The 25,832-nt window shown below is 41.6% G+C and carries 25 protein-coding genes; 10 read left to right on the top strand and 15 right to left on the bottom strand.

Translation table 11 applies throughout. The features are described from left to right. The first annotated feature begins 15 nt into the window (after positions 1-15). Genes AOC35_RS10155 through AOC35_RS10145 form a run of 3 tightly spaced genes read left to right on the top strand, consistent with a single transcriptional unit; the run spans position 16 to position 3,059 of the window. On the top strand, positions 16-996 hold the full coding sequence (locus tag AOC35_RS10155) for a Bug family tripartite tricarboxylate transporter substrate binding protein (RefSeq protein WP_108646978.1): 981 nt from the start codon (positions 16-18) through the stop codon (positions 994-996). Between the two features lie 27 nt (positions 997-1,023). Further along, on the top strand, positions 1,024-2,037 hold the full coding sequence (locus AOC35_RS10150) for a Bug family tripartite tricarboxylate transporter substrate binding protein (RefSeq protein WP_108646977.1): 1,014 nt from the start codon (positions 1,024-1,026) through the stop codon (positions 2,035-2,037). Positions 2,038-2,069: 32 nt separating this feature from the next. Next, positions 2,070-3,059, top strand: coding sequence for a PhnD/SsuA/transferrin family substrate-binding protein (locus AOC35_RS10145; RefSeq protein ID WP_108646976.1), 990 nt, complete (start codon positions 2,070-2,072; stop codon positions 3,057-3,059). On the opposite strand, the gene AOC35_RS10140 is transcribed toward AOC35_RS10145, so the two are convergent. The 3 genes from AOC35_RS10140 to AOC35_RS10130 are packed head-to-tail and all read right to left on the bottom strand — an operon-like array spanning position 3,056 to position 6,743. Next, a complete protein-coding gene (locus AOC35_RS10140) occupies positions 3,056-4,447 on the bottom strand; it encodes an SGNH/GDSL hydrolase family protein (RefSeq protein ID WP_108646975.1) in 1,392 nt (463 codons plus the stop codon). The two genes, AOC35_RS10145 and AOC35_RS10140, sit on opposite strands and share 4 nt — an antisense overlap. Beyond that, positions 4,447-5,352 carry an SGNH/GDSL hydrolase family protein gene (locus AOC35_RS10135; protein ID WP_108646974.1) on the bottom strand — a complete coding sequence of 302 codons (906 nt, stop codon included), beginning with the start codon at positions 5,350-5,352 and terminating at the stop codon, positions 4,447-4,449. Before AOC35_RS10135 ends, AOC35_RS10140 begins: the two co-directional genes overlap by 1 nt. Next, positions 5,352-6,743, bottom strand: coding sequence for an MBOAT family O-acyltransferase (locus tag AOC35_RS10130; RefSeq protein WP_108646973.1), 1,392 nt, complete (start codon positions 6,741-6,743; stop codon positions 5,352-5,354). The genes AOC35_RS10135 and AOC35_RS10130 overlap by 1 nt, the downstream gene beginning before the upstream one ends. A 258-nt stretch (positions 6,744-7,001) precedes the next feature. Here AOC35_RS10130 and AOC35_RS10125 point away from each other — a divergent pair, with 258 nt between their 5' ends. Continuing rightward, complete coding sequence (locus AOC35_RS10125) at positions 7,002-7,667, top strand: cytochrome b/b6 domain-containing protein (protein ID WP_108646972.1); 666 nt, start codon at positions 7,002-7,004, stop codon at positions 7,665-7,667. Between the two features lie 40 nt (positions 7,668-7,707). On the opposite strand, the gene AOC35_RS10120 is transcribed toward AOC35_RS10125, so the two are convergent. From AOC35_RS10120 to AOC35_RS10105, 4 genes are all read right to left on the bottom strand, one after another. Further along, entirely contained in the window at positions 7,708-8,163 is a 456-nt protein-coding gene (locus tag AOC35_RS10120) for a c-type cytochrome (protein ID WP_108646971.1), read from the bottom strand. Positions 8,164-8,317: 154 nt separating this feature from the next. Beyond that, positions 8,318-8,608 carry a nucleotidyltransferase family protein gene (locus AOC35_RS10115; protein ID WP_108646970.1) on the bottom strand — a complete coding sequence of 97 codons (291 nt, stop codon included), beginning with the start codon at positions 8,606-8,608 and terminating at the stop codon, positions 8,318-8,320. A 46-nt stretch (positions 8,609-8,654) separates the two neighbouring features. Then, on the bottom strand, positions 8,655-9,449 hold the full coding sequence (locus AOC35_RS10110; protein WP_108646969.1) for an aspartate racemase/maleate isomerase family protein: 795 nt from the start codon (positions 9,447-9,449) through the stop codon (positions 8,655-8,657). Then, entirely contained in the window at positions 9,407-10,384 is a 978-nt protein-coding gene (locus AOC35_RS10105; RefSeq protein WP_108646968.1) for a Bug family tripartite tricarboxylate transporter substrate binding protein, read from the bottom strand. The genes AOC35_RS10110 and AOC35_RS10105 overlap by 43 nt, the downstream gene beginning before the upstream one ends. A gap of 157 nt (positions 10,385-10,541) precedes the next feature. On the opposite strand from AOC35_RS10105, the gene AOC35_RS10100 reads away from it, so the two are divergent. Next, a complete protein-coding gene (locus AOC35_RS10100) occupies positions 10,542-11,531 on the top strand; it encodes a Bug family tripartite tricarboxylate transporter substrate binding protein (RefSeq protein WP_108646967.1) in 990 nt (329 codons plus the stop codon). A gap of 28 nt (positions 11,532-11,559) precedes the next feature. On the opposite strand, the gene AOC35_RS10095 is transcribed toward AOC35_RS10100, so the two are convergent. Further along, on the bottom strand, positions 11,560-12,345 hold the full coding sequence (locus AOC35_RS10095) for a fumarylacetoacetate hydrolase family protein (RefSeq protein WP_108646966.1): 786 nt from the start codon (positions 12,343-12,345) through the stop codon (positions 11,560-11,562). A gap of 81 nt (positions 12,346-12,426) precedes the next feature. Here AOC35_RS10095 and AOC35_RS10090 point away from each other — a divergent pair, with 81 nt between their 5' ends. Then, positions 12,427-14,094: a thiamine pyrophosphate-binding protein gene (locus AOC35_RS10090; RefSeq protein ID WP_211307505.1), complete on the top strand. Its 1,668-nt coding sequence runs from the start codon at positions 12,427-12,429 to the stop codon at positions 14,092-14,094. 32 nt (positions 14,095-14,126) lie between these two features. Here AOC35_RS10090 and AOC35_RS10085 read toward each other — a convergent pair whose 3' ends face one another. The 7 genes from AOC35_RS10085 to prpB all read right to left on the bottom strand — a co-directional run bounded on the left by AOC35_RS10085 (position 14,127) and on the right by prpB (position 21,267). After that, complete coding sequence (locus AOC35_RS10085) at positions 14,127-15,134, bottom strand: tripartite tricarboxylate transporter substrate binding protein (protein WP_108646964.1); 1,008 nt, start codon at positions 15,132-15,134, stop codon at positions 14,127-14,129. Positions 15,135-15,214: 80 nt separating this feature from the next. After that, a complete protein-coding gene (locus AOC35_RS10080; RefSeq protein ID WP_108646963.1) occupies positions 15,215-16,207 on the bottom strand; it encodes an alpha/beta hydrolase in 993 nt (330 codons plus the stop codon). Between the two features lie 51 nt (positions 16,208-16,258). After that, positions 16,259-17,080 (bottom strand): alpha/beta hydrolase, encoded by an 822-nt coding sequence (locus AOC35_RS10075; protein WP_108646962.1) that lies wholly within the window; start codon positions 17,078-17,080, stop codon positions 16,259-16,261. 12 nt (positions 17,081-17,092) lie between these two features. Continuing rightward, complete coding sequence (locus AOC35_RS10070) at positions 17,093-18,175, bottom strand: 4-oxalomesaconate tautomerase (protein WP_108646961.1); 1,083 nt, start codon at positions 18,173-18,175, stop codon at positions 17,093-17,095. Positions 18,176-18,223: 48 nt separating this feature from the next. After that, on the bottom strand, positions 18,224-19,210 hold the full coding sequence (locus AOC35_RS10065) for a tripartite tricarboxylate transporter substrate binding protein (RefSeq protein ID WP_108646960.1): 987 nt from the start codon (positions 19,208-19,210) through the stop codon (positions 18,224-18,226). Between the two features lies 1 nt (position 19,211). Beyond that, positions 19,212-20,381: a 2-methylaconitate cis-trans isomerase PrpF family protein gene (locus AOC35_RS10060; protein ID WP_108646959.1), complete on the bottom strand. Its 1,170-nt coding sequence runs from the start codon at positions 20,379-20,381 to the stop codon at positions 19,212-19,214. Between the two features lie 4 nt (positions 20,382-20,385). Continuing rightward, on the bottom strand, positions 20,386-21,267 hold the full coding sequence (prpB, locus tag AOC35_RS10055; RefSeq protein WP_108646958.1) for a methylisocitrate lyase: 882 nt from the start codon (positions 21,265-21,267) through the stop codon (positions 20,386-20,388). Between the two features lie 113 nt (positions 21,268-21,380). Between prpB and AOC35_RS10050 the strand changes: the two genes are divergently transcribed. The 4 genes from AOC35_RS10050 (at position 21,381) to AOC35_RS10035 (ending at position 25,741) form a co-directional block, all read left to right on the top strand. Then, entirely contained in the window at positions 21,381-22,379 is a 999-nt protein-coding gene (locus AOC35_RS10050; RefSeq protein ID WP_108646957.1) for an ABC transporter substrate-binding protein, read from the top strand. 48 nt (positions 22,380-22,427) lie between these two features. After that, positions 22,428-23,060: a carboxymuconolactone decarboxylase family protein gene (locus AOC35_RS10045; RefSeq protein WP_108646956.1), complete on the top strand. Its 633-nt coding sequence runs from the start codon at positions 22,428-22,430 to the stop codon at positions 23,058-23,060. Between the two features lie 68 nt (positions 23,061-23,128). After that, a complete protein-coding gene (ppk2, locus tag AOC35_RS10040) occupies positions 23,129-23,959 on the top strand; it encodes a polyphosphate kinase 2 (RefSeq protein WP_108646955.1) in 831 nt (276 codons plus the stop codon). Between the two features lie 27 nt (positions 23,960-23,986). Continuing rightward, on the top strand, positions 23,987-25,741 hold the full coding sequence (locus tag AOC35_RS10035; protein WP_108646954.1) for an IlvD/Edd family dehydratase: 1,755 nt from the start codon (positions 23,987-23,989) through the stop codon (positions 25,739-25,741). Positions 25,742-25,832: the final 91 nt, after the last annotated feature.

The following is a 25,832-nucleotide window of genomic DNA, read 5'->3' as shown; positions in this document are numbered from 1 at the left end:
AAAGGGTTAATACAAATGCTTACCAATTATGTTAAAAATGGTTTAACTTTGTTGATTGGCGCAGTTTGCTTCGTTGGTAGCATTGCGCAGGCTCAAAGCAACTATCCAAATCGACCTATTAAAATGATTGTGCCTTATGCGACAGGTGGTGGTTCGGATATTTTGGCTAGAGCTATTGGCGCTAAACTACAGGTGCTTTGGGGGCAAGGGATTGCGATTGAAAATCGGCCTGGCGCATCGGGTAATATTGGTACGGAAATGGTGGTTCATTCGCCAAGTGATGGTTATACCTTAGTCATGCAAAACTCCACTATGGTGGGCAGTGCCGCAGTTTCTGGTAAGTTAAGTTACGATCCAGAAAAGGATTTAACACCTATTATGGTGCTTGGTCTCACACCAATGTCCATTGTGGCAAGTGAGGCTTCTAAAATTAAAAACCTAAAAGATTTAGTTGCCTTTTCTAAAGCAAATCCTGATGTTCTTAATTATGGTTCCTGTGGTATCGGTTCGCCACAGCATATTTTGATGGAAATGGTGAAGTTTGAAACTGGCGTTAAAGCTAATCATATTGTTTATAAAGGTTGCGCACCTGCTGTAACTGATGTGGTCGGTGGTCAAGTTCAGTTGGCAGTAGTAAGTGCTAACTTGGTTTCGCAATATGTGAAGACCGGACGTCTACAATCGATTGGTATCTCAACTGCTAAGCGCTATAACTTAATGCCACAGTCATTAACTTTCTCAGAACAAGGCTTCAAGTCGATTGATGACTCTATTTGGTATGCACTGATGGGACCAGCAAACTTGCCACCAGAAATAGTAAAAAAATGGCAAACTGAAGTGACCAAGATATTGGCTGATCCTGCTGTTCGAGAGAATTTATCGAATGCAGGTGTAGAAGCTTATGATGGCAATCCTTATGAACTTGGCAATTTGATTAAAAAGGATTTAGTTAAGTTTGGTAAGTTAGTCAAGTCTGCGAATATTAAACCTGAGTAAATTTTAAACTTCCAATTTCTTTCAGTCATGATTCAAAAAATTCGCATGCAGGGTTTAAAGCACGCCTCTAAATTGTTAATAGGCGGTGGGTTGATTCTTTTTTCGAGTTTAGTTTTTAGCCAAACTAGTTCGAATACAAACTCAAGTAATTATCCGAATAAGTCGATTCGTTTAGTTTCGCCGATTCCGCCAGGCGGCGCTCCTGATTTAGTTGCTCGAGCCCTAGCCAATCGATTGAGTAATCAATTGGGCTTATCTGTCTTTGTCGAAAACAAAGTAGGTTCCAACGGCAATATTGCTGCCGATGTCGTTTCCCACTCGCCGGCTGACGGATATACATTGCTGATTGGGATGGATAGTTTATTTGTGATTAATCCCTACCTATATTCCAAATCAGTGAATGCGAATAATGAATTTCGCCAAGTTGCAACCCTTGCGAGTAATCAATTTGTTTTAGCCGTTAATAGTAAATTACCAGTGAAGAATTTAGCTGAGTTTGTGGACTATGCCAAAAAAGCAAATCCTATCGCGGCCTATGCTTCTGGCGGTAATGGTAGTCAACACCATTTAACGATGGAAATGCTTAAAGCCCGGGCTGATATTGATTTGTTACACGTACCTTATAAAGGTGGCGTAGAAGCCACTACTGCTACGATTGGCGGAGAAAGTATTGCCATGTTTTCGGGTACATCTAATGCGAATTTGATTCGCTCAGGCAAACTCAAAGCCATTGCCGTTTCTGGTTTAAAACGGTCTAAGGATTTACCGGAAGTGCCTACCATTGCTGAATCCTATCCAGGCTTTGACAACACAATTTGGATTGGTTTGTTTGCCCCAAAAGATACTCCTGATGCAGTGGTTGCGAAGTTACGACAAGAAGTCAATAAGGCACTAACTGATCCAGAAATGATTGAGACTCTCGCTAAAGCCGGCGGGATTGAGCCACTCATTACTACTCAGGAAGAGTTTACTAATTTAATCAAAAAAGATCAGCTCAAGTACAGTACGATCATCAAAAAATTAAATTTAAAACTCAATTAAATAACTATTTCAAACATCACTAGGAGCAGCTCTTGGCCAATTTACCTTTATCGATAGCAGTCGGAGATTATGATCACATGCGTGATTTAACAACAGGTAGAGTGGTTCCTGACGGTATCGAAGTTCGCCCAATCAATGTTCCTACTGAGGAAATGTTTTTTCGGTTTATTAAGTTTCAAGAGTTTGATGTGTCTGAAGTCTCCTTTGCAAAAGCATTGGCCATGGTTTCACAACCTAATCCTTGGCTTGTATTAATTCCGGTCTTTCCCTCTAGAGCATTTAGACATTCATCCATCTATGTCAGACAAGATGGTGACATTAAAACGCCAAAAGATTTAGCCGGTAAAAAAATCGGGATTCCAGAATGGGCTCAGACCGCTTCGATTTACTCAAGAGGGATGTTAGCGCATGAATATGGGGTTGACCTAACCTCGATTGAATGGTTTCAAGCAGGGGTCAATGATGCTGGTCGTCGCGAAAAAGTGAAACTCAACCTGCCAGCAGGCATTCGTTACACCGCCTGTCCGGATAAAAGTATTTCACAAATGTTACTCAGCGGGGAAATCGATGCCGCCTTGTCTGCTCGCGCACCGGATGCTTTTATCCATCATCCAGAGGTGGTGAAGCGCTTGTTTACGAATTACCGCGAGGTGGAGCAGGAATACTGGCAACGTACCCAGATTTTTCCAATCATGCATGTGATAGCCATTAAACGGACGGTGTATGAAGCGAATCCTTGGATTGCTAGGAGTTTAATGAATGCTTTTGAATTAGCCAAAGATCGTAGTTTAGAGCGAGCTGCTGACATTACTGCTTCCTATTATCCAATCCCTTGGGCAGCAGATTATGCACACGCTTCTCAAGCGATTTTAGGTAAAGATTTTTGGCCTTATGGCTTTAATGAAAATGCTAGTACTTTAGAGGCCTTTACTCAATACGCCTATGAGCATGGTATTACGTCGCGAAAAATGGCCATTGATGAAATCTTCGTACCTGAAGTGCGCGAAAAGGTTAAAGTCTAAGGATTAATGAGACTTTTTAGAAGAAAGTCACTACTAAATTGGCGCGCACTTCTTTGATAACCGGGGATGGTCAAATGAATCAAATCCTTGCTCATCAAAGGAGGCTTTTCGAAGGCCCAAGTGTAAGCAGATCCCATCCCACCCATCGCCTTTTGCCAATCCCAAAAAGCACAACCTGCAATGCTAGCTTCACGTTCTTGAATGCTCGAAATAGTTGCATGGACTTTCGAGTACTTCAACAAATCAGGAATCGGCTTGGGCTTTACCCCTTTTTTTAAGTGCTTATTACTTGGCACTAAAATACCTCGATCAGTAGGACCAAGTAGAACGCAAGCAGTGTTTGGATAGATTCGCCGAAAATTAGTTAGTCCTAGTTGAAGATCTGCTTGATAAGTTGTACTGTCAAATTTGGGATTGTTTCCTTCATTAGTGCCGTAAGCCAGAATGACCAAATCATAGGGTGGGATTTCGCCATTTGCTGTTGATAAATTTGTCCAAGACTTCGCCGTCGAGCCGGGAATAGCTAAGTTATCAATGTTTATTTTCGGGGTTTTTGTATAGTGTGGAATGAAACCATCTAGACTCAGAGACCCTCGAATCAACCTGATCTTCATCGTTGAAAAAGGAAAGTCGGCATTGATACTAAGCTTGGATAGACGGCCTACCTCAACTCTATTCTCTGCGATACCCTCATCTAGGGTAATACCTAAAATTGTCTGCTCATCTGTTCCAACGGGGTCGAGCAAGATTTCGAGGGATTGCATTGCAGGCATACTCAGTGCCTGCGTTCGAAAGTCGAGCCAAAGGTAACTGTCCTGATTTTTTGCCTGCATACGGATCATCCCGATCGGAAAACCATTTGACATCACCGCGTTGGAAGAGTTTTGAGGGGTAGCATTGTAAGCATAGCTATATTTCCAACCACCTCCTAAGCAAGATTTACGCAGGGGGAGTCGCACACCGGCCCGTCCAATATTCGCCGCAAAAAAAGAAGGCAAAGTATCCTCTTTGGTTATACCAATTGATTTGATTAATTCTTCAGAAAAGAAATTTGCCGCCAAATGACTGTCTCCCCAAAGACCAACTTTGATGGGTTGTTTGAGATCTTTAGCGAACCGTAAGGGGGTACTTTGAGTGGTATTTTCTATCGTTTGATGCGGGTAAGTGGCCAGAGCTGTACTGAGTAAATCTAAGCTGGGCAGCCCCAACTCTTCTTCATTACTTGGTGAAGAGGGTTTGGCTTTAATTGATTTTTGACCAGGGCAAATGAAGGGTTCTGGCGCAAGCTCTGTATTGTTAAAATTTAAACTGAGTTGCGCCAAGACAGCGCTCGGATGAAGTATTAAAAAGAACTTAAAAATAAAGAAGAGGACTAGACGCAAACCCATTAGAACTTTTCCTTTAAAGTTTTAATTACTTGAGTACTAACTAAACGATAGCCATAGGGTGTAAAGTGTATGCCGTCATTTGCTCTAACTAGGATAGAACCTTTCACAGGATCTTGTAGATATTTTGTAAAAGGAGCATCGATCGCTCCCAGAATTTCTTCGGTCGATATGAAGTCAAAGCCATATTTTTGCGTTTCCGATTGAAAGACACTGTTTTGCAAGAGGGCGCCAGTCTTAATACGATCAACTTCCATATTGGGTAAACCAACCCAGATAACATGAATTTGGTGCTCTTTGGCAAATAATAGAACTTCATTCACTCGTTGTCGATAAAGTTCTTGCCACTCGCTGGAGGGAAACACGATGTGTTTTTTATTTTCATAGATATCCCAAGGATCATTTGCACCAAGGAAAATGACGACAACGTTAAATCCTTGTTTCAGACTCTCCTCTTCAATTTTCTTAGGCCAGTCAAAATATCTACGAACCGTTAAGCCGGTACTTTGTTGAGACAGATCAATAAATTTACCGTTTGGATAAGCTTTTTTTAAATCAGCGATGGCAATAGGAGCCACTCCTTGCATCAAAGAATCACCAGCAAATAGCACTTTGGGTGATGAATTGAATGGAGTATTGTCTATTTTTAAAACATACTCGACAGTTGGTTCCGCCGATTTACTTTTGTTGGGTATAAGGCTCATTTTGCCGAATAAGTCAGCAGATTGTGTTTTTAAATGTAATCGTTGAGAGGGAGTGAATAACCAATTAGGCACGATACTACTTATGAGAATATGCTTTTGATTATTGAAGTAATTATCCAGTGAGTCTAACCATAAAACAGTGTTTGTCAGAATGACAAGTGCAAATAAGACAAATAAGCGAAGAGGCGAAAAGTGTCTAGGCATCAGAACTGATAATAAATAAAAGAGGGAATTCCTGGGGGAGAAAGCTCGATGATGATGTATCCAATTAAACACAAGATTGGAATTAATAGCCACAAGTTAAGTCGACTAATCCAATTGATCATTTGGCTCTCAAACCAATTCGCATATTTACTGAGTAGAAAAAATAACAGGGTGAATGTCCATAAGTAAACCCATGATAAGTTGAATTCACCCAAGGGTGCTGACAATCTTTCTAGTAAACGAAGAGCACTTTCCATCGAGGATACTTTAAAGAATACCCAAGCAAAGGCAACAAATAAGAAAGTGAGTATTTGCCCACAAAAAGCGGGTAAGCGCAAAGGAACATAGCGACGTAAGAGATTTGAGCCCACTAAGCCTACCCCGTGAATCACACCCCAAAGTAAAAATCCCAATCCTGCCCCATGCCAAATGCCACTGATAAGCATGGCTATAAAAATATTCACTTGTGACCAAGCAAATCCACGTCGATTACCCCCCATAGGGATATAAACAAAATCTCTAATAAAACTGGAAAGGGAAATATGCCAACGTTGCCAAAATTCTTTTAAATTATGAGATAAGTAGGGTTGAGCAAAGTTGAGAGGTAATGTAAAGCCAAGTAATAATCCAAATCCAGTAACAATCAAGGTGTAACCTGAGAAGTCAAAAAATATTTGTAAGGTGTACGCCAAAATGCCGTGTAAGGTATCGACCGCTAAAAACTCCTCAGGATACTTAAAAACTGCGTCGACATAGTGATTCGCCAACCAAGTCGCCAGAACCATTTTTTGAAAAAGTCCCAAGAAAATAAAATAAATTGCTTTTGATGATGCCATGGGTTTGCCAAAGTTTTGGCTGTATAGCTGTTCATGAAAGTCTTTGGCGCGAATAATTGGACCGGCAAAAAGTGTCGGCCAGAAAGATAGATACAAGAGGAGATCTAAAAAAGAAACCTTCACTTTTGCTTGGTATTCCCAGAGCAAATAAGTAATAGCTTGGAAGGTGAAAAAAGAAATTCCAACGGGGACGATGACATCAACCGCAGGCAAAAAGAACGGTAATCCGACTTGGGTTAGGAGTTGGGTTAGTAACTCCCTAAAAAATTCGTAATACTTGGTCACAAAAAGTAGCGATAGAGCAAAAATAAAGCTAATTGAGAGCTTCATTTTTTTGGCAGGATTGAGGCCTGTTCGAACCCAAATACCTAGAAGCCAAACAACGGAACTATAGGCGCCTAAAAAAAGAGCTGTTTTATAGGACCATGTTGCGTAAAGACTGTAACTAGCAATTAGTAAAAAGACTTTTTGAACAGTTGGACGAGCTGATAGTAGCCAATAGATTGGGAAAAAAATCAGGGCTAGGTAGGCAAATTCAGGGGATAAAAAGCTCAAAGTAACACCACATTCGCGTTCGGATATTGGATTTTGAATACATGATATTAAACTCAATGTTAAGTATTTTTACATAAAAAGTTTGCAAGTGACGTTTCAATGGAGTTTCATGGAGGCTATTTAAAGGATGCTGAGAGAATAATGATGATACTTTGCAAAAATAATTGATTAATTCGCTGAAAATGTTCGAATTGAAGACAGATTTCCTTGCTGGTACTTATAATTAAGCTTGTTCACTATAAACAAAGCAAAGCTAATATGTTGAAAAAAATTCGGGTTTGGGATTTACCTACAAGAGTGTTTCACTGGTTATTTGCCATCGTGATTATTGGTGCGTTGATTACCATCAATCTCGATGAAACGGAGTTGCATGCCAAGTTCGGTTATGCAGCCTTTGTTTTAGTCACTTTTCGGATAATCTGGGGTTTTGTTGGGCCACAACATGCGCGTTTCTCAAGTTTTGTACCGAGCATTGCGCAAGTCAAAGCCTTTATCAAGCACCCTGTTTATGATCAATTGGGCCATAACCCATTAGGGGCACTTTCAGTCATTGCCATATTATTCATTATCCTTTTACAAGCAACGACGGGTTTATTTACGGATGACGAAATTATTTTTCAAGGTCCCTTATCGCATTTGGTTTCTTCAACAGTTGCAAGCTTCTTAACTGGGGTACATGAAGTCAATTCGAATTTGATCTACGCTCTTGTAGGCCTTCATTTTGCAGCCATTTTTTACTATCAAAAAGTAAAGAAGGAAAACTTAATTCAACCGATGCTGACTGGTGATAAGGATGTTTCTGAAGAAACAACTACGCCAACCGATTTAATTCCCTCAAAAGATCATTGGGGAGTTCGTGGGTTGGCACTTTTAATACTGCTAGTGATTGGAGTGAGCTTTTACATTTTAGTCATTAAAAAGTAATTTCTGACTCACCCCATTCGAAGTCACAAGCTGATTTCAATTAACCTTTTTTCTTGAAATCATCATGACATGCTTTACAGGCTTGACCTGTAGCACCAACTGCTTTTTTAATCGCATCTAAGTCGCCGCTTTGTGCCGCAGTATTAAGCGCTGCAGTAGCCGCAGTTAACTTCTCAGAAAGATTAGTAAATTTTGCTGAGTCGGACCAAACTGACGGTAGGGCATCTCCACCTTCCGTACCAGGACCAAAACCTTGCCATGGCAAATGTGACATAGAAGAAACGATGGCAGCATTTTTAGCAACTTCTTCTTTGTTATATGGAACTTCACCCTTAGCAACTGCACCAATTCTTGCAAAGTGCGTACCCATTACTGTTAATGCAGCTTTGCGATATTTAATAGCGGCTTCAGGTTTAGCAAATTGAGCGTTTACGATGGTTGCAGTCAATACTGTTGCAGTAACAATCGAAGAAATAGCGATTAATTTTAATTTCATTATGGTTCTCCAAAAGATTAAAAAAATGTTTAAAAATCAGAGCATAGGATACAACAGAATTTAATCGTTTGTTTGACTAAAAAGCTCTATTTTCATTTGTGCTCAATGGCTGCAAAGAGATAACTTAAGAATTCTGAGTTTCGGAGTGCTCTTTTTACAAAGGCACGGCTTCAGCCAAGACGGAATTTCTGAACTTTTCGGGTAATTCCTTCGGAGTCAGCACATCTACCGAAATACCTAAGAGCTTTTCTAGCTCAACTTGAATTTTGGCGATATCCATCAAACTAGTGTTTGACGTCGGATCAACCAATATATCTAAGTCACTATCTTCATGATCATCTCCATGGACCACCGAGCCGAAAACACATGCATTGGATGCATTATTGGTCTCAATCACTGAAAGAATGGCCGCACGATGTATTTTTAGAATGAGTGATGGCTTCAAGGATTTCTTCTTTCAACGAAATCTCACTCTAGCATAATATTTAGACTTAAATATTCGATAAAACTTTCCCCCACCTAGGGTCGGCTTTGGGCGCAGTTAAACCGGAAGACTTCTCATAAGCACGCATTGCACTTGCAGTTGTACTCAAAATGTTAAGTAATACCGGTTTATTAAATCGATCTTCTAATACTTTTACAGCATGTATAGCAAACCATAAGCCACCTGGCATTAACAGAGCCTGTGCCTCTGGCGCGGCGGTCATCACTTCAGTACCGAGTGCAATGGCTAATTCATGATCTGCTAGCGCACTAGCTGATTTATTCTGAGCGAGAGAGCGGCCTTTTGAGCGAATCGCCAAAACAGTAATACCTGCTTGGCGTAAATATTCAGTTAAGCCTTCATTAACAGCGTCTGACCATCTTGAAGCAATGGCAATTTTTGTCACACCAAGGTGATGAAGGGTGGCAATATGCGCTTCTAAATCGGTGTCACAGACTAGACCAGTGCGTTGGGAACCCTCCTCAAGTAACTTAAGCATCCGCTCACGGCCAAGTGCAGCGGCAACTGGTACACCACTTAAAGAGATACGATCAACCGGCCTTTTAGCCAAAAGATCCAAAGCTTGATAAAAATCCGGCATTTGATCCTCAACGGAGGCTAAAGTATATTCCGCTAAATTAAGACCTGTCGTCACGAGTAGCATCCCTTCGGGTGCAACTTTGTAAAATTGGTAAGCATCTAAATCGGTATATTTGTGGGGAATAATATAACCAAGAGAATACCAAGGGCAAATGGGACTCATTGGACTTTGATGTCCGCTGCTTTGATGATTTTCGACCATTTAAGTGTTTCCTTATTAATAAATTGTGTTAGCTCTTCCGGAGAACTACCGATTGGGTCAATCCCACTGGATACTAGCAATGCAGTAAAGTCAGGTTGTTTTAAGATTTTTATAAAGGCTTGATTAAGTCTAGTTATGACTTCTTTTGGGGTGCCTGCTGGAGCCATGACGCCGTACCAAACTCCCGAGTTATAACCAGGGACGCCAGCCTCAGATAAAGTAGGAATATTCGGCAGTCCTGCAGAGCGGTGCGAACCTGTAACAGCTAATGCTCTTAATTTACCACTTTGAATATGTTGAGTCGCACTCACTGGTGGGGTAAATAGTACTTGAACATGACCAGCTAAAACATCAGATAGAGCTTGTGCACCCCCTTTATAAGGGGCGTGGACCATCTTAATTTGGGTTAAGCTCATGAGTAACTCAGCTGCCAGGTGTGCACCACTGCCATTACCTGAAGTTGCATAATTAAGTTCGAGTGGCTTTGCTTTAGCCAGGGCAATCAGTTCTGCTACATTTTTTACAGGAACATTGGGGTTGACTACCAAGAGATAGGGTCCATCCGCTAATAGGGTGATGGGTGTGAAATCCTTTTGAACATCGTAAGGAATTTTTTCAAATAAGCTGACATTTGCTGCGAGTTGGGGAGTTAAGCCAAGAATCAGGGTGTAACCATCCGGAGCAGACTTTGCCACATACTCCATCGCAATACTGCCCCCTGCTCCACCTTTGTTGTCAACGATGACGGATTGACCCAGTTCAGCCGTTAATTTTTGTGCCAATGGTCTAGAAATCGTATCTGAGCCACCACCAGCAGGATAGGGCACAACAATTTTAATTGTGCGATTAGGATACTGAGCAAAAGCGAGGTGGGAGGTAAGGGCACTGAGCCCAAATCCTAAAAGGAATAATGCATTACGAAAGTTAAACCACATGTTTGTCTCTTTATTTTTATATGAGACTCTATTTTAATGGCAGTTTAGGGAATAACCAATATTCTTCCGGGTGTAAATCATCTTCAATCTGACTAAGGTTCTTACGGATTGCGTTGATATTCCTTTTCGATTAGGATTCAATAAAAAAGGAGACAAAATGCATAAGAATGAATGGTTTAAAAACATCATTTATTGGTTAATTATCGGTTTACTCTTGATCTTGATTCCGAAGGGTTTTGCCCAAACTAATTATCCAACGCGTCCAATCAAAATGATTGTGCCTTTTCCGCCAGGGGGGCCAACAGATAATTACGCCAGACTGCTTGCTGCAAAAATGTCAGAGTCTTTTAAACAACCGGTATTAGTCGAAAATAAAGCTGGCGGTACAGGTTTGCCTGGAAGCTTAGCTGTAATGAATGCACCAGCAGATGGCTATACCCTCCTTTTTACATCCAACAGTGCGCATGTCATTAGTCCATTACTGCGCCAACCCATCTCTTATGATTCAGTGAAAGATTTTTCACCTATTTCGATGGTTCTTAAGTATCCGATGTATTTACTGGTTAATCCTGGCTTGGGACTCAAGACTTTGCCTGAGTTTATTCAGTATGCCAAGAGCAATCCGGGCAAGTTAAATTACTCTAGTGTGGGTATTGGGAGTGGGGGTCACTTGGCCTGTGAGCTTTTTAATAGTGCTGCAGGAACGAGTGTTGTGCACGTACCATACAAAGGAGCAGCGCCAGCGCAAGCTGCTTTAATCGCTGGTGAGACACAAATGTTCTGCGATAGTGTTGGGAACTCTCAAGGAATGGTGAATGCCGGTAAGATGCAAGGCTTAGCACTCTTCTCTGATAAAAGATCGACTGCCGCTCCAAGTGTCCCAACCATGGGGGAGATGGGCTTGCAGGATATGGCCGCTTATATTTGGCTAGGGCTGCTCGGTCCACCCAATTTACCCAAGGATATTCTAGCCAAACTCAGTACAGAGGTGATTCGGATTATGAATTCCCCTGAGGTGAGTTCGATGGTGCTAAAGGGTGGTAGCGATCTCGTTGCTAACACCCCAAGTCAGTTCAGTCAAAATATGGTCGACGAGAAAGAGCTTTGGGCTAAAGTAATTCGCGAAAAGAATATTAAACCTGAATAGTTAAGCTTGAATAGTTAAGCCTAAATAATTATTGGCCTTCTTTAATGAAACGATTGCGTAAAACACCCAGGCCGCTAATTTCAATTTCTACAACGTCGTTATGAACTAAGTTGGGTGAGGTACCTTCGGTACCCATCCACATCACGTCGCCGGGGTAAAAGGTGATGTACTGACTTGCTCTACTTAGGAATTCGGCAAAGTTAAAAATCATCTCTTTGGTAGCAAATTGGATTTCTTCTTTACCATTGACCCGAATGGTCGTTGTCGCAGTATCAATATCAAAATCTGTTTCAATCCACGGGCCCATTGGCTTAAAAGTATCCGTGTTTTTACATCTAAAAAAAGTTCGATCTGTTTTTTGCCAAGATCGTTCACTGACATCGTTACCAATGGTATAGCCGAAGACACAATCTAAAGCTTGTTCAGGCGATACATTTTTAACTTTTTTGCCGATGACATAAACGATTTCACCTTCATATTGAACTTGTTCTGTCGCATCAGCCGGAATAATGACATCTTCATCATGGGCAATTAAGGCATTATTGGCACGATATCCAATGTCGGCACTAGTTGGTAAATTAGGTTTCTCACCCATAGCTTTGGCAATTTCTGCCACGTGAATTGCGTAATTAAATCCAGCTGCATAAAAGGTTCTGGGGATAATTGGAATCTCAATTTTTACAGCCGATAAGGGATAGGTTTCACCTGTATCTTGCCACTCATCTAAAAAATTGCCTTGGATAGCATGAATTTGTTCACCTACTAAATAGCCACTTTGGATTTTATTATTCACTGAAAACTGTAACCAACGCATGTTCTGCCCTTTGAAAAATGATCCTGCGAAATAAAAATAACTTTAGAATTGAATTTAACAATACTTTAAACGAATTTAATAATGAATGAGACTGATATGCCAAATAAGCCTGAGATTCATGGTGGAAAGATTTTAGCCAATGCATTAGCAAGCCAAGGAGTTGAATATGCCTTTGGAGTGCCTGGCGAGAGTTTTTTAGCGCTGCTTGATGGTTTGTATGACCAACAGAATCAAATCGAATTTGTCACCTGCCGGCAAGAGGGCGGTGCGGCTTATATGGCGGATGCTTACGCTAAATTGACAGGTAAGGTCGGTGTTCTGATGGTAACTCGTGGACCTGGTGCATCCAATGCGATGGTAGGAGTCCATACGGCATATCAAGACTCAACCCCAATGGTCGTTTTTGTCGGTCAAGTTAGCTCAGAGATGATTGAACGAGAAGCCTTTCAAGAAATGGATTTTCGGCAAACCTATAGCCAATGCGCTAAATGGGTCGGTAGCATTGATCGAGTAGACCGTATCAATGAATACGTCTCTAAAGCATTTCATTTGGCGCAGTCAGGACGTATGGGACCCGTCGTGTTAGCCCTGCCTGAGGATATTTTGTCAAGCCTAGGACCTGATCACGTTTCACAGCAAGCTCACCGGGTTCAGCCAGGTGTGGATATCGATGCATTTGCACATGCACAAGAATTACTTGAGAAGGCTAAAAATCCGATCATTGTTCTAGGCGGAAGTTCTTGGGACGCTAGTAGTTGTGCTGATCTTCAGCGCTTTGCTGAAGATCAGCAAATTCCAGTTGTTAGCTCTTTTCGTTATCAAGATTTAATCGATAATGAAAGCCCTGCCTACGCTGGATTTTTAGGACTTGGTATTAATCCCAAATTGGTACAGCGGGTTACGGATGCGGATGTAGTTTTAGTGATTGGTGATCGATTAGGCGAGATCACCACACTAGGCTATACCCTGTTTACAGTGCCTCAGCCAAAACAAGCGATGATCCATGTGCATCCTGGAGCAAATGAGTTAGGCTTTGTTTATCAACCGACTGTGGCCCTCAATTGTGCTCCAACCCATTTTGTAAAACACTTAATAGCTGCTAATTTGAAACTCCAAAAAAATACGGAGTGGTATGTACAGGCTCGTCGTGATCAAGAGGCTTTTCAAGTACCACTACCCATCGTCGGGAATATTCAATTAGCTGAAATTTTCACAAGACTGAATGAGGTTTTACCAAAAGATACCATCATCACCAATGGTGCCGGAAACTTTACGACTTGGTTACATCGTTATTATTCATATAGCGGATTTAAAACACAATTAGCCCCAGCTAATGGTTCGATGGGTTATGGTTTACCTGCCGCCATTGTGGCGAAAATTGCGATGCCAGACCGAACTGTCGTCTGTATTGCTGGTGATGGGGATGTCATGATGAATATTCAGGAACTCGCAACGGGTATGAAGTATCAAGCAAAACCGATTGTGATTATTCTCAATAACGGGATGTACGGTACTATCCGGATGCATCAAGAGCGAGAATACAAGCAACGCGTCTCTGGCACCTTCTTAACGAATCCTGATTTTGTCTTACTAGCAAAAAGTTTTGATATGCAGGGTTACCGAGTAACGAAGACTGAGGAGTTTTTCCCAGCCTTACAGGATGCGATTGCACACGGCCAGGGTGCTTTGATTGAACTGATTACTGAACCGAATGCCATTACGCCAACCAAAACATTACAAGAGCTTTAATCATTGGTAATGTTTTAGTTGGAATGTTTTGATTACTCTACTTTTGCACCAGAGTCTTTAACAACTTTTGTCCATTTAGCGATTTCGTTTTTAATGTAGTCGCTAAATTGTTCATTCGTATTTCCTACTGGATTTGCGCCCATCGCAGAGAATTTTTCTTTCACACTTTGGCTCTTAACAGCTTTAATGACTTCTGCAGAAATTCGGTCAGCAACATCTTTAGGCGTTTTGGCCGGAATCACTACACCGAACCAAGAGGTGGCCTCATAACCTGGTAGGTCGCCAGCTTCAGCAATCGTTGGTAAATCTGGAAAGAGTGGTGAGCGCTTTGCACTCGTCACTGCGAGGGGTTTTAACTTGCCTGCGCGAATAAAATTAATCGAAGAAGGTAAATTATCAAACATGATATCGGTATTACCCGCCATGAGATCCGTTAGCGCTGGGCTACTACCCTTATAAGGTAAATGCAACATGTAGGTTTTCGTCATACTTTTAAAGAGCTCACCAGCCATATGGATGGAAGTGCCACTACCACTTGAAGCCATGTTGACTTTGCCTGGATTAGCCTTGGCGTAAGCTATCAAATCCTTGACGTTATTAATCTTATGTTTTTCTGCAAAATCAGGATTAACAACGAGTACATTGGGCAACTCTGCCACTAAAGTGATGGCTCTGAAATCGGCTACTGGATCAAAGGGCAGGCGGTAATTACCTTGGTTATACAGTGGCGGATTAATACCATGGGTGCCAACAGAGGCCATTAACCAGGTGTAACCATCGGCAGGTGACTTAGCAACAAAGTCAGCGCCAATATTTGCACCAGCGCCGGGCTTATTTTCGATGATGACATTCCAACCAGCACTATTAGCGAGTTCCGCTGCAAGTGGCCGGGCAATATTATCGGTAGCTCCCGCGGCAGGAAAGGGAATCACAAATCGAATTGGTCGATTTGGAAATTTTTCTTGGGCACTAACTAAATTACTATGCGTACCAATATTTAAAAGTAGTAGTGAGCCGATTAGCCATTTTGGAAAATGCATTCTTTAGTCCTTAATTTAAAGATTAGTTCTTTCAATATACCTATTTTTTCAAAAAATCACATAGGGATTAACGAGGAAACTTACCTTGGATATTGTTTTGCAATAAAGGCTTTTACCGTTGCACGAGCTAGATCAGTTTGGGCACTTTCTTTAGCAACCCATTCATGCTCACTGTCTTTAAACTCACGCAGTTGAATTTCCCCACCTGCCCGGCGATACGCTGCGGTAAACTTCTCCTGTAAAACTGGCAAGACGTTATCGTCTAAATCACCATACATGAGAAGGAAGGGAGGGAGTTTACCGTGAGGCTCATTACGGTCTAAGATTTCTTGCGGATTGGCTTCATGAATGGTTTCAAATGGTTTGAAATAGGTGTAATGATTATTAATCATCCGATCCCTTTTCAAACGGGTTGCATTGGCAAATCGACCAAATGGATCACTAATCGGCGAGCGCGTTGCAACGTAGGCGATGCTGGTATCAATTTTGGGGTTTTGCTCTAAAACGATGGCGTTATAACGAGGATCATTTGGCCTTAAAGCTAATAGTTGAGCAACGTGTCCGCCACTGGAACTGCCGTAAATACCAATTTTTTTAGAATCACCATGCCACTGAGGTGCATGATGTTTAACCCACCGAATGGCATAACTTGCATCTTGCACATTCGCTGGATAAGGTGCATCACCTGCTAAGGTTAAATCAACTGCTACGACTAAGACGCCACTTTTGGCAATTGCCCGATCCATCGGTTCTTCAGCAAAGCGATCTTTATTATTCCAAGCACCACCATGAAAATCAACCATTGTCGGAAACGGACCCTTACCAACCGGTTCATAAATCCGTGCCTTCAGTACTCTGCCACTTGCGTTGGTGCGGTATGGTATTTCTGTAATTTTTATTTCGAAATTTGCTTTGGGATTGTAATGAGGAACAGATTCGCTAGCAGTGGATTGTGCGTGACTAAGGTTAATAAATAAAAGACTAGAAGTTAAGGCTAACAAACTTGCTTTTAGGAAAAGCCATTTGCTAGAGAGTGAATCGAAGCTATTTTGATTGCTGATTAGTTGCGTCATGATGTTTCCAATCTTCTAAATTATTCAAGTTGAAGGATTCTGCTAAGTTCTTTATTTCAGTTGATTTTGCAGCCATTGATCAATCAAATTAGCAACAACATCTTCTTGTTGGTTGTAAAAGTGATCACAATTTTCAATGATTTCTACATCACAATTTCCAGCACAGGCTTTGGCAAAATCTTCAGCTGGATATCGATGCACATCTTCCATATCCCCTCTGATTGCTAGTACTGGACAATGGATTTTTGCTGCTAAAGCAATGGTATCTGGCACATTTTGCAGACGATCTAAGTAGCTTTCTGCGGAGATAACATACCACCAACCTGGCATCAACATTAAATCTTTGGGTTTGCCAAGAGCAACGAGTTCATTAGCTTGCTTTATTAGCTCAGGGCCCTTGTCCATCGAAAAGAGCTTCTCCGTACCAGGGACTTGATCTTGGTCACGACCACCTTTACCTGCGGACAGGAGAACTAATGCCGGCGTATTGGGGTGATCAGCGACAAACCTTGTCGCCAACATACCACCATAACTATGACCCATCACAATCGGATTTTCAAAACCCTTTTCTGCTAGCCACTTTGCCGCGTATTCGTGATCGCTCAGTGATTCTGCGACAGTCTGAAATGCACCACCTTCAGCGATACGACTGTTGCGTGTTGACAAAACATCATGTCCGCGACGATTAAAGGCTAAAAAAGCATATCCTGATTGTGTCAAGGTAGGCGGTAAAAATCTTGCTCCTCCTGTGTAAAAATTCATCGTATTGCCATGGAAATAAATAATGGCATTTTTAATAGGACCTTCAGGGGTATAGAAAACGCCCTCTAAAGAAAGAGTGTCTGTTTTAATGGTGATTAACTCTGTATGCATAATTTTCCTTAATTAAAGAATACCCGATGGTACGAGTAAATTACCTTCCATAACGAGTCTTGCTGTTCGAACTAAGGCAGCTCTCCTCATGAGGGGTTCTTGGATAGTGAAATCAGCATCCAAATCAATTGTGATTTTTCCAGAAGGATGTTCGATGTCGATCATGCCTTGCGGGCCATGAGCCGAAACACCTGACAAAATAGATGCTACTGTGCCTGGAATCGCACAAGCAGATGCTACACATACCGCACCTGTGACAGCATGCGCTTTATGACAAGAGTAGGGTACAAAATATCTAGAAGTAATCGTGCCACCATGCTCGGGGACTGACAAGAGGCCTACTTTAGGGACTACCATTTTTGATACGTCACCGAGCCCCATAAGTAAGCCAGCTTTGAGTCGGATAGCTTCCATGCGCGCCATAAACGCTTTATCACCATCCAGTTCAGCAGGAGTTTCATGACCAGTTTTACCTAAATCCTTTGCATGAATATGAATCATAGGCATGGCTACATCAATACAACTGACCGCAACCCCGTCGATCATATCGACCACATTACCAGTCGGTAATAACTTACCCGTCACTGAGCCAATTGCACTTTTAAAATTAAGTAGGATGGGGGCTGCAGTGCCAGGGACGCCGTCAATACTGACATTGCCTGCATAGTTGACAACACCTCCTGGTGTTTGGACGATCGCTTCTACTACTGCGCCAGTATTGACGTTATAGATAGTCACTAAAGTTGTGCCTTCAGTGGCCGGAATTAATCCTTGTTCAATCGCAAATGGACCTACTGCGCCAAGCATATTGCCACAATTGGGTTTGGTATCAACTATCTTTTCATTCACAATAACTTGAGCAAATAAATAGTCCACATCAATACCAGGACGCTCTGATTTACTAATCATGGCGACCTTACTAGTGAAGGGTGTCCCACCACCAATACCGTCCACTTGATATTCATGTGGCGAGCCCATGACTGCTAATAGAACTTCATCTCTTTTAGCGATATCTTTAGGTAGGTCTTTTGTGTTAAAAAAAGGACCGCGTGATGTACCGCCACGCATAATGACACAAGGTATTTTTGTTTGCATATTTGTTTCGTTTTCTTCTAGTTAATATTTCTTTTACTACGATTTCTTTTACTGCGCTGAGTCAACTTTGATTTGAGCTTCTGATACTACTTTTTTCCAGAGATTGACCTCATCAAAAATAATCGACTGTAACTCGTCAGGACTACTAGGAGAAGCCACATCTCCAGTTGCCTTAAATAATTCAAGAGTTTTTTTATCTACTACAGCTGCTGTTAAAGCGAGATTTAGTTTTTTTAAAATCTCAGGCGGTAAATTTTTAGGACCTACTAAGGCGTACCATACGGTTACTCCGTAGCCTGGTAAACCTGACTCGGCAACAGTTGGAATCTGGGGCTCGACAGCACTGCGTGTATTAGTAGATACAGCAATTACCTTCAGTTTTTTAGCTTGTAAATAGGGTAGTGCTGCGCCGGTAGTACTAAAGAAAACATCAGTGACGCCGCCCACAATATCAGTAATTGCGGGAGCAGTTCCCTTGTAAGGAATATGCATCATTTGAATGCCAGCTTGTTTCAAAAAAAGTTCAGTAGATAAGTGCGAAATCCCACCTTGTCCCGAGGACGCATAAGACAATTTACCTGGATTTGCTTTTGCATATTGAATGAGTTCATTAACCGAATTGACTGGTAAATCTTTTCTTACCGCAAGCAGTAAAGGAGTTTTAGCGATGAGGCCAATGGGTGTAATGTCTTTAATGGGATCAAAGTTGATTTTAAAAAGACTCGGGTTTGCTGCATAACTATTCGAGATCAAAAGGATCGTATAACCATCAGCATCCGCTTTAACGCCACTTTCTACACCAAGTCGTCCCCCAGCACCCGCCTTATTATCAACAATCACCGTTTGCCCAAGTAGCTCACCCAGATTTTTTGCTATTACGCGTCCGATGGCATCATTACCGCCACCGGGTGCGAAAGGAACAATCATTTTGATGGGTTTACTAGGATACTCTACGGCAAAGCTGGGCAGGTAACTAGAACTAATTATGGTTAGGCTAATAATGAAGAAATGCTTAAGAAAGTTCAGATTGAGCATTTTAAGGGTTATCCATATCGACTTGAGGATAAACAAAGCCTTCAAATAAACGTCGCGCTGTTCTATAAAAGCTACCTTTTTGGGCAACCCACCCTGCAGTGGTGTTACTCACCTGCGCACCAACTGTCAAAATGCCAGACGGCATACCAATGCGAATTGCCTGCCCTGTTTCTTCAGTTTGAGTTTTTTGATTCTGTAGGACATCTGCGACGATACTGCCGGGCATTTTGGCTGCAACACCAAGACATAAGGAAACGGTTAAGGGTAAGGCAAGGTGGGGTTGGCCATTAGAAATAGCTCTCGCTATCAGGTCAATTTTTGCGCCATCAATTGGACTATTACTAATTGTTGAACTGTTTTTTGCAGGACTTACAAAACCTACATAGGGTACGGATTTAATTTGAGAAGCTTCACTTATGTTTTTACTAATTCCCATTTTTACCGAAGCTTGGAGACGAATTTCTTGCAAAAGATCAAGAATCTCGGGGCGTTGATTTAACTCATTAGGAAATTCATCTCCGCGTAAACCAATATCTTTTGCTTGTACAAATACACAAGCATTGGCAGCGTCAATCATCGTGACTCGAATTGAGCCAATCCCAGTTATTTCTAAAGTGTCAGTGAGGTTTCCAGTAGGTAATAATTTACCCGTTGTTGCACCACCAGGATTTAAAAAATCCAAACGAATGGGTGCATTTGTTCCTGCTACACCAGGAATTTCTAGATCACCAATCACTAAGGGCTTACCATTTCGAACTTCAAAAACACTATGAATAATTTTTTTAGTATTGGTGTTAAAAATACGAATTGTGTTTTCACCTTCTACTGCCTTGACAAGACCCTCAGACACAGCAAAGGGACCTACTGCTGAGGAAATATTGCCACAGTTACCGCTGTAATCTACTTTTTTTTCATTGATCATGACCTGACCAAAAGTGTAATCAATATCAGCATCAGGGCGATTTGATTTTTCAAGGACGGCAACCTTGGATAAGGAAGAAACGCCACCACCCATCCCGTTTAACTGTCTCATGTAAGGATCTGGACTACCCAACAAGGATAAAAATAATTGATCCCAAGAGGGCTGATCAGGTAAGTCTTTTCGATGAAACATGAGAGCCTTACTTGTTCCACCGCGCATAAATATGGCTGGAATTTTTTCGGGCAACATGTACTTAGTCCTTTTTAAACATAGAATCTAACTTTTGCTCGAAAGCATGATAGTTGATGCTCGCGTAAAGTTCTTCACGTGTTTGCATTTGCTCTATCAATGTTTGTTGAGTCCCCTGCGCACGAATGGTGCGATAGACATTATCAGCTGCTTTGTTCATTGCCCTAAAAGCGGATAAGGGGTACAAAGCGATATCAACTCCAACTGATCTTAACTCTTCGAGGGTAAATATGGGGGTTTTGCCAAATTCTGTAATATTGGCTAAAACAGGAACCTTCGTAGCTGCTTTGAATTTTGCAAAGTCAACGAGGTTGGTTACAGCCTCTGCAAAAATCATATCAGCCCCACCCTCAACATAGCGTTGTGAGCGCTCAATTGCAGCATCTAATCCTTCAGAAGCAATCGCATCGGTTCTTGCCATCACAATAAAATCGGGGTCGGTACGGGCGTCAACTGCAGCTTTAATGCGGTCTACCATTTCTGACGTTGTGACAAGTTCTTTATTTGGTCGATGACCACAACGTTTAGCGCCCACTTGATCTTCCATATGCACGGCTGCAACGCCCACTTTTTCAAGAGAGCGAATCGTACGTGCAATATTAAAAGCTGAAGAACCAAACCCGGTATCAATATCTACGAGCAATGGCAAATCACAAACATCCGTGATGCGTCTTGCGTCAATCAGAACATCTTCCAACTGAGAAATCCCTAAATCAGGCAGACCTAAGGAACCAGCTGAAACGCCTCCGCCGGAGAGATAAATTGCTTTGTAACCTGCTTTTTGAGCGAGTAGGGCGTGATTAGCATTAATCGCGCCAATAATTTGAAGTGGAGTTTCTATATGAAGAGCGTCTTTGAATGCTTTACCGGCTGATGTCTGTCTCATAGTATTTAGATAGAAATTATTAGTCTTAGAATAACACTAGTATACAACTTGACACTTTTGAATCCAAGTTTAGTGATGTATCATTTAACGAATCATTCAACATAAGGGACAGTATGCAATCAGCTTTATTTTTAAGAGGCTTTATCGGTGGAATTACATTGGTTATTTCACTTTTTTTTGGACAAATTGTTCATGCTCAAAATCAAAGTCTTGAAGCGCTGAAGATTACTGTATTCCCTGGAGCACAAAATTTACCTTTATGGGTTGCTCAGGAGAGAGGTTTTTTTCTTGAGCAAGGCTTAGATATTAATGTCACCTTAACCATGAATTCTGATGATTTACGAAATGGATTAATCAATGGTAAGTTTCAAATTGCTCATTCAGCCGTTGATAATTCGGTAGCAATTGTGGTGCAGACAGGCAGCCCCTCCGTTATTTTGATGGGTGGTGATAGCAGTATGAATGAACTATTTGTTCAACCCAATATTAAAACGATGCAGGATATGCGTGGTAAAAAGCTTTTAGTAGACGCTCCTAATACTGCTTATGCTTTACAAGCGATTCGTGCTTTGAGTCTCGCCGGCGTTAAGGAATCTGAATTTAGTTTAAAAATAGTTGGCCGCACAGGTCTGCGCTTAGAAGAAATGTTGAAAAATCCTGAAGATAGCGGCGCCTCAACACTGAATCCACCGTTTTCTTTTGAAGCTAAAAAAGCAGGCTTACATAGCCTTGGCCGAATGGTTGATTTTGTAGGGCCTTATCAAGGTCAAGGCATGTTTGCTTTAAGACCTTGGATTGATAGTCATCGTCAAACAGTTGAAAAATACATTACTGCTTGGGTAAAAGCTGTTCGGTTCGGCCTTGATCCAAAGAACAAAAATGAAGTCATCAGTATTTTGCAAAAAAATATGAAGCAACCACCAGAGATTATCGAAGCCTCTTATCAAACTCTAGTAACGACTGGATTTGGCTTAGACAAAGATGCAAAATTTTCTGAAGCTGGCTTTAAGAATTTATTAGAAATCCGTGCAGCATTTGAAAAAGCTAAACCATTAGATCCAACTCCTTTAGTGGATCTGAGACATTACCAAAACGCATTGAGCAAAATGTAATTGAAAGTTAGTGCGATTTAATATTCATTCTTTTAAAAAGGAAAAATAATGAAGTTTTTTATCAAAAGCAGTCTCATTGCTTCGGCTTTGATGGTTTTGAGTTTATCTTGCGGTGCTCAGTCAAGAATTGAGCCTGTCCAGCCTAGTGAGCTTACTGCAGAACAAAAAAAAGCGGCTGAAGATTTTTTTCAAAGTCGTAAAGCCCCCTTAACGGGCCCTTTTTTAGTCTTACTTCACAGTCCAGAAATGTTAACGAATGCGAGCAATATGGGACTGTATTTACGCTATCGTTCAGCTCTCGGCAATCAACTTAGCGAAATGATTATTTTGCTGACTGCAAGGCATTTCACGCAAGACTATGAATGGTTTATCCACGCCCCTATTGCCCTTCGCGAAAAAATTAGTGAAGAAATCATTGATGCGATTCGGGACGGTAGACGTCCGACAAAAATGAGCGAAGATGAGACGATGGCGTATAACTTTGCTTATGAATTATTGCAAAATAAACGAGTTTCTGATCCGACTTATCTTGCAGTTGAAAAGCGCTGGGGTAAAAAAGGGGCGATTGACTTGACTGGTATCGTTGGCTATTACTCACTTCTTGCGATGGAGCTCAATATGGCTAACCATCAAATTAGTGATCCTAGTAAAAAACTTCCTCGCTTTCCAAGCGACAGGTAACATGAGATTATTAACTCAATTCAATCTTGAATTGAGTTAATTTTTCACCTAATCTGTTAGGAAAAATAATGGCTAAGTCTAAAGATCTAGAGAAGTCTGAACTTTCAGAAAATCATTATGGTTTAAATGTCTTAACAAGTTCTCATTTCGAAAGCGAAATGAGAACATTGCAAGATGAGCTAGTGAAGTTGGAGCGTTGGGTCACGGCCAAACGCTTAAAAGTTTGTATCTTATTTGAAGGTCGAGACGCCGCAGGTAAGGGCGGCATTATTAAGGCGGTTACTGACCGAGTTAGCACTAGGACCTTTCGCGTGTTTGCTCTACCAATTCCTAATGATCGCGAAAAGGGACAGATCTATATGCAGAGGTATTTGTCCTTGATGCCTACAGCAGGGGAAGTGGTTATCTTTGATCGAAGTTGGTATAACCGTGCAGGCGTTGAAAAAGTCTTAGGTTTTTGCAAACCACACGAAACGGAAGAGTTTTTAACGCAGATGCCTGTGCTTGAAAAATATTTAGTTGAATCTGGCATTATTTTGATTAAATATTATCTAGATGTGGGAGCAGAGGAGCAAAAGAAAAGATTGGAAGATCGTTACCGCGATGCTAGTAAAAACTGGAAACTATCCGCAATTGATGGTAAATCCATTAGCCACTGGTTTGATTATTCAAGAGCGAGGGATGAAATGATCAAACGGACCCATACAGAGTGGGCGCCTTGGCATGTGGTCGATTTTAATGACAAGAAGCGCGGTCAACTGAATCTCATTAAGCACTTATTAAGCCTAATTCCGTATCAAGATTTACCCTTTGAAAGTACGAAGTTGCCCAAACGACAAGCGATGAAAGATTACGTTGAGTTTGATCTCACTCCTTATAAAGTCCCAGAAGTCTTTTAATTTACTAATTAAACATTGACGAGAAAAATGACAAATCCTAAAAATAATAAAGATGAAATAGCAGCTATTGGTTTAAATAAGGGTCTTACTTCTTATGGAGACCAAGCGTTTTCACTTTTCTTAAGAAAAGCTTTTATCAAAGGCGCTGGATTTAGTGACAAAGCACTAGATCGTCCGGTGATCGGGATTACCAATACCGGTAGTTCCTACAACCCTTGTCATGGCAATATGCCACAACTGATTGAGGCGGTGAAACGCGGTGTTTTAATGGCAGGCGGTTTGCCCATGGATTTTCCAACGATTTCGATTCACGAGAGTTTTGCAAATCCAACGAGTATGTATTTGCGTAATCTCATGTCCATGGAAACCGAGGAGATGATTAAAGCGCAACCAATGGATGCGATTGTTTTAATCGGTGGCTGTGATAAAACCGTGCCTGCGCAGTTAATGGGGGCAGCAAGTGCTGGTGTTCCCGCAATTCAACTCATTACTGGATCGATGTTAACCGGGTCTCATCGAGGGGAGCGGGTAGGCGCCTGTACTGACTGTAGAAGATACTGGGCAAAATTTAGAGCGGGTGAAATTGATCTAGCAGAAACTGATGAGATCAATGAACAGTTAGTACCCAGTGTCGGTACTTGTTCTGTAATGGGAACAGCAAGTACGATGGCTTGTATTGCCGAAGCTTTAGGGATGACAGTACCCGGTGGTGCAAGTCCACCAGCAGTGACAGCCCAAAGAATGCGTATTGCTGAACAAACGGGTGAGCAAGCTGTGAAGATCGCAAAAGAACGCTTAACGATTGATAAAATCCTCACACCAGCTGCTTTTGAAAATGCTTTAAGAGTCTTGTTAGCAACGGGCGGCTCCACTAATGGCTTAGTTCATTTAGCTGCGATTGCAGGGCGCATGGGAGTAGCTATCGATTTAGAAGCCTTTCACGCTATGGGGCAATCTACTCCTGTCTTGATTGATTTAAAACCGTCCGGTCAGCATTACATGGAAGATTTTGATGCTGCTGGTGGGATGCCGACTTTACTGCGCACACTAAAGCCTTTATTGAATTTGGACGTCCTTACTGTTACTGGTCAAACTTTAGGGCAAGTGATTGATTCTTACGGCCCCTCTTATCCCCAAGAAGTAGTCAAGTCACTAGATAAACCTATTTATCCGCAAGGCGGTATTGCCGTGTTAAGGGGTAATTTAGCTCCAGCTGGTGCCATTATCAAACAATCCGCTGCCCAAGCTAGCTTGATGGAACATACCGGTCGAGCAGTTGTTTTTGAAAATGCGCAAGATTTAGCGACCCGGATTGATGATCCGGAATTAGATGTAAAGGCTGATGATATTTTGGTGTTAAAAAATATCGGCCCTAAAGGTGCCCCAGGGATGCCTGAAGCAGGGTATTTGCCGATTCCAAAAAAGTTAGCCAAACAAGGTGTAAAAGATATGGTGCGCATCTCCGATGGCAGAATGAGCGGAACTGCATTCGGAACAATCGTTTTACATGTGACCCCTGAATCAGCGATTGGTGGTCCTTTGGCCCATGTTCAGAACGGGGACCAAATACGCTTAAGCGTAAAAAATCGACTAATTGAACTTTTAATTAGTGATCAAGAATTAAATCAACGGATGTTAGACAACCCAATACAAGAGCCAAGTGCCACGAGGGGGTACCTGAAACTATTTTTAGATGAGGTGAACCAAGCAGATCAAGGGGTGGATTTTGATTTTTTAACTGTACCGATTACTTCCCACATTCCGCGCAATAAAGGTAGTTGATGCAAGATTGAAATCCCCGAACTTTGCTGGTGCAAGGAGATCTAAAGCAAAAGTTGAATCACTTGTTGACTTAAACCGTCATTAAAGGTTA

The sequence above is a fragment of the Polynucleobacter rarus genome (genome assembly GCF_003072505.1).
In the GTDB taxonomy this organism is placed as follows: Bacteria; Pseudomonadota; Gammaproteobacteria; order Burkholderiales; family Burkholderiaceae; genus Polynucleobacter; species Polynucleobacter rarus.
Note: the sequence above shows the minus strand (reverse complement) of the source record. Positions and strands in the feature narration are given on the sequence as shown.

Bases quoted from the DNA above. Each gene is read 5' to 3' on its own strand.
- AOC35_RS10080 (WP_108646963.1), bottom strand. From the start codon at position 16,207: ATGACGCAACTAATCAGCAATCAAAATAGCTTCGATTCACTCTCTAGC.
- ppk2 (WP_108646955.1), top strand. From the start codon at position 23,129: ATGGCTAAGTCTAAAGATCTAGAGAAGTCTGAACTTTCAGAAAATCAT.
- AOC35_RS10050 (WP_108646957.1), top strand. From the start codon at position 21,381: ATGCAATCAGCTTTATTTTTAAGAGGCTTTATCGGTGGAATTACATTG.
- AOC35_RS10140 (WP_108646975.1), bottom strand. From the start codon at position 4,447: ATGGGTTTGCGTCTAGTCCTCTTCTTTATTTTTAAGTTCTTTTTAATA.
- AOC35_RS10085 (WP_108646964.1), bottom strand. From the start codon at position 15,134: ATGCATTTTCCAAAATGGCTAATCGGCTCACTACTACTTTTAAATATT.
- AOC35_RS10060 (WP_108646959.1), bottom strand. From the start codon at position 20,381: ATGTTGCCCGAAAAAATTCCAGCCATATTTATGCGCGGTGGAACAAGT.
- AOC35_RS10070 (WP_108646961.1), bottom strand. From the start codon at position 18,175: ATGCAAACAAAAATACCTTGTGTCATTATGCGTGGCGGTACATCACGC.
- AOC35_RS10065 (WP_108646960.1), bottom strand. From the start codon at position 19,210: ATGCTCAATCTGAACTTTCTTAAGCATTTCTTCATTATTAGCCTAACC.
- AOC35_RS10045 (WP_108646956.1), top strand. From the start codon at position 22,428: ATGAAGTTTTTTATCAAAAGCAGTCTCATTGCTTCGGCTTTGATGGTT.
- prpB (WP_108646958.1), bottom strand. From the start codon at position 21,267: ATGAGACAGACATCAGCCGGTAAAGCATTCAAAGACGCTCTTCATATA.
- AOC35_RS10135 (WP_108646974.1), bottom strand. From the start codon at position 5,352: ATGCCTAGACACTTTTCGCCTCTTCGCTTATTTGTCTTATTTGCACTT.
- AOC35_RS10155 (WP_108646978.1), top strand. From the start codon at position 16: ATGCTTACCAATTATGTTAAAAATGGTTTAACTTTGTTGATTGGCGCA.
- AOC35_RS10090 (WP_211307505.1), top strand. From the start codon at position 12,427: ATGAATGAGACTGATATGCCAAATAAGCCTGAGATTCATGGTGGAAAG.
- AOC35_RS10100 (WP_108646967.1), top strand. From the start codon at position 10,542: ATGCATAAGAATGAATGGTTTAAAAACATCATTTATTGGTTAATTATC.
- AOC35_RS10075 (WP_108646962.1), bottom strand. From the start codon at position 17,080: ATGCATACAGAGTTAATCACCATTAAAACAGACACTCTTTCTTTAGAG.
- AOC35_RS10110 (WP_108646969.1), bottom strand. From the start codon at position 9,449: ATGGTCGAAAATCATCAAAGCAGCGGACATCAAAGTCCAATGAGTCCC.
- AOC35_RS10035 (WP_108646954.1), top strand. From the start codon at position 23,987: ATGACAAATCCTAAAAATAATAAAGATGAAATAGCAGCTATTGGTTTA.
- AOC35_RS10125 (WP_108646972.1), top strand. From the start codon at position 7,002: ATGTTGAAAAAAATTCGGGTTTGGGATTTACCTACAAGAGTGTTTCAC.
- AOC35_RS10120 (WP_108646971.1), bottom strand. From the start codon at position 8,163: ATGAAATTAAAATTAATCGCTATTTCTTCGATTGTTACTGCAACAGTA.
- AOC35_RS10095 (WP_108646966.1), bottom strand. From the start codon at position 12,345: ATGCGTTGGTTACAGTTTTCAGTGAATAATAAAATCCAAAGTGGCTAT.
- AOC35_RS10150 (WP_108646977.1), top strand. From the start codon at position 1,024: ATGATTCAAAAAATTCGCATGCAGGGTTTAAAGCACGCCTCTAAATTG.
- AOC35_RS10105 (WP_108646968.1), bottom strand. From the start codon at position 10,384: ATGTGGTTTAACTTTCGTAATGCATTATTCCTTTTAGGATTTGGGCTC.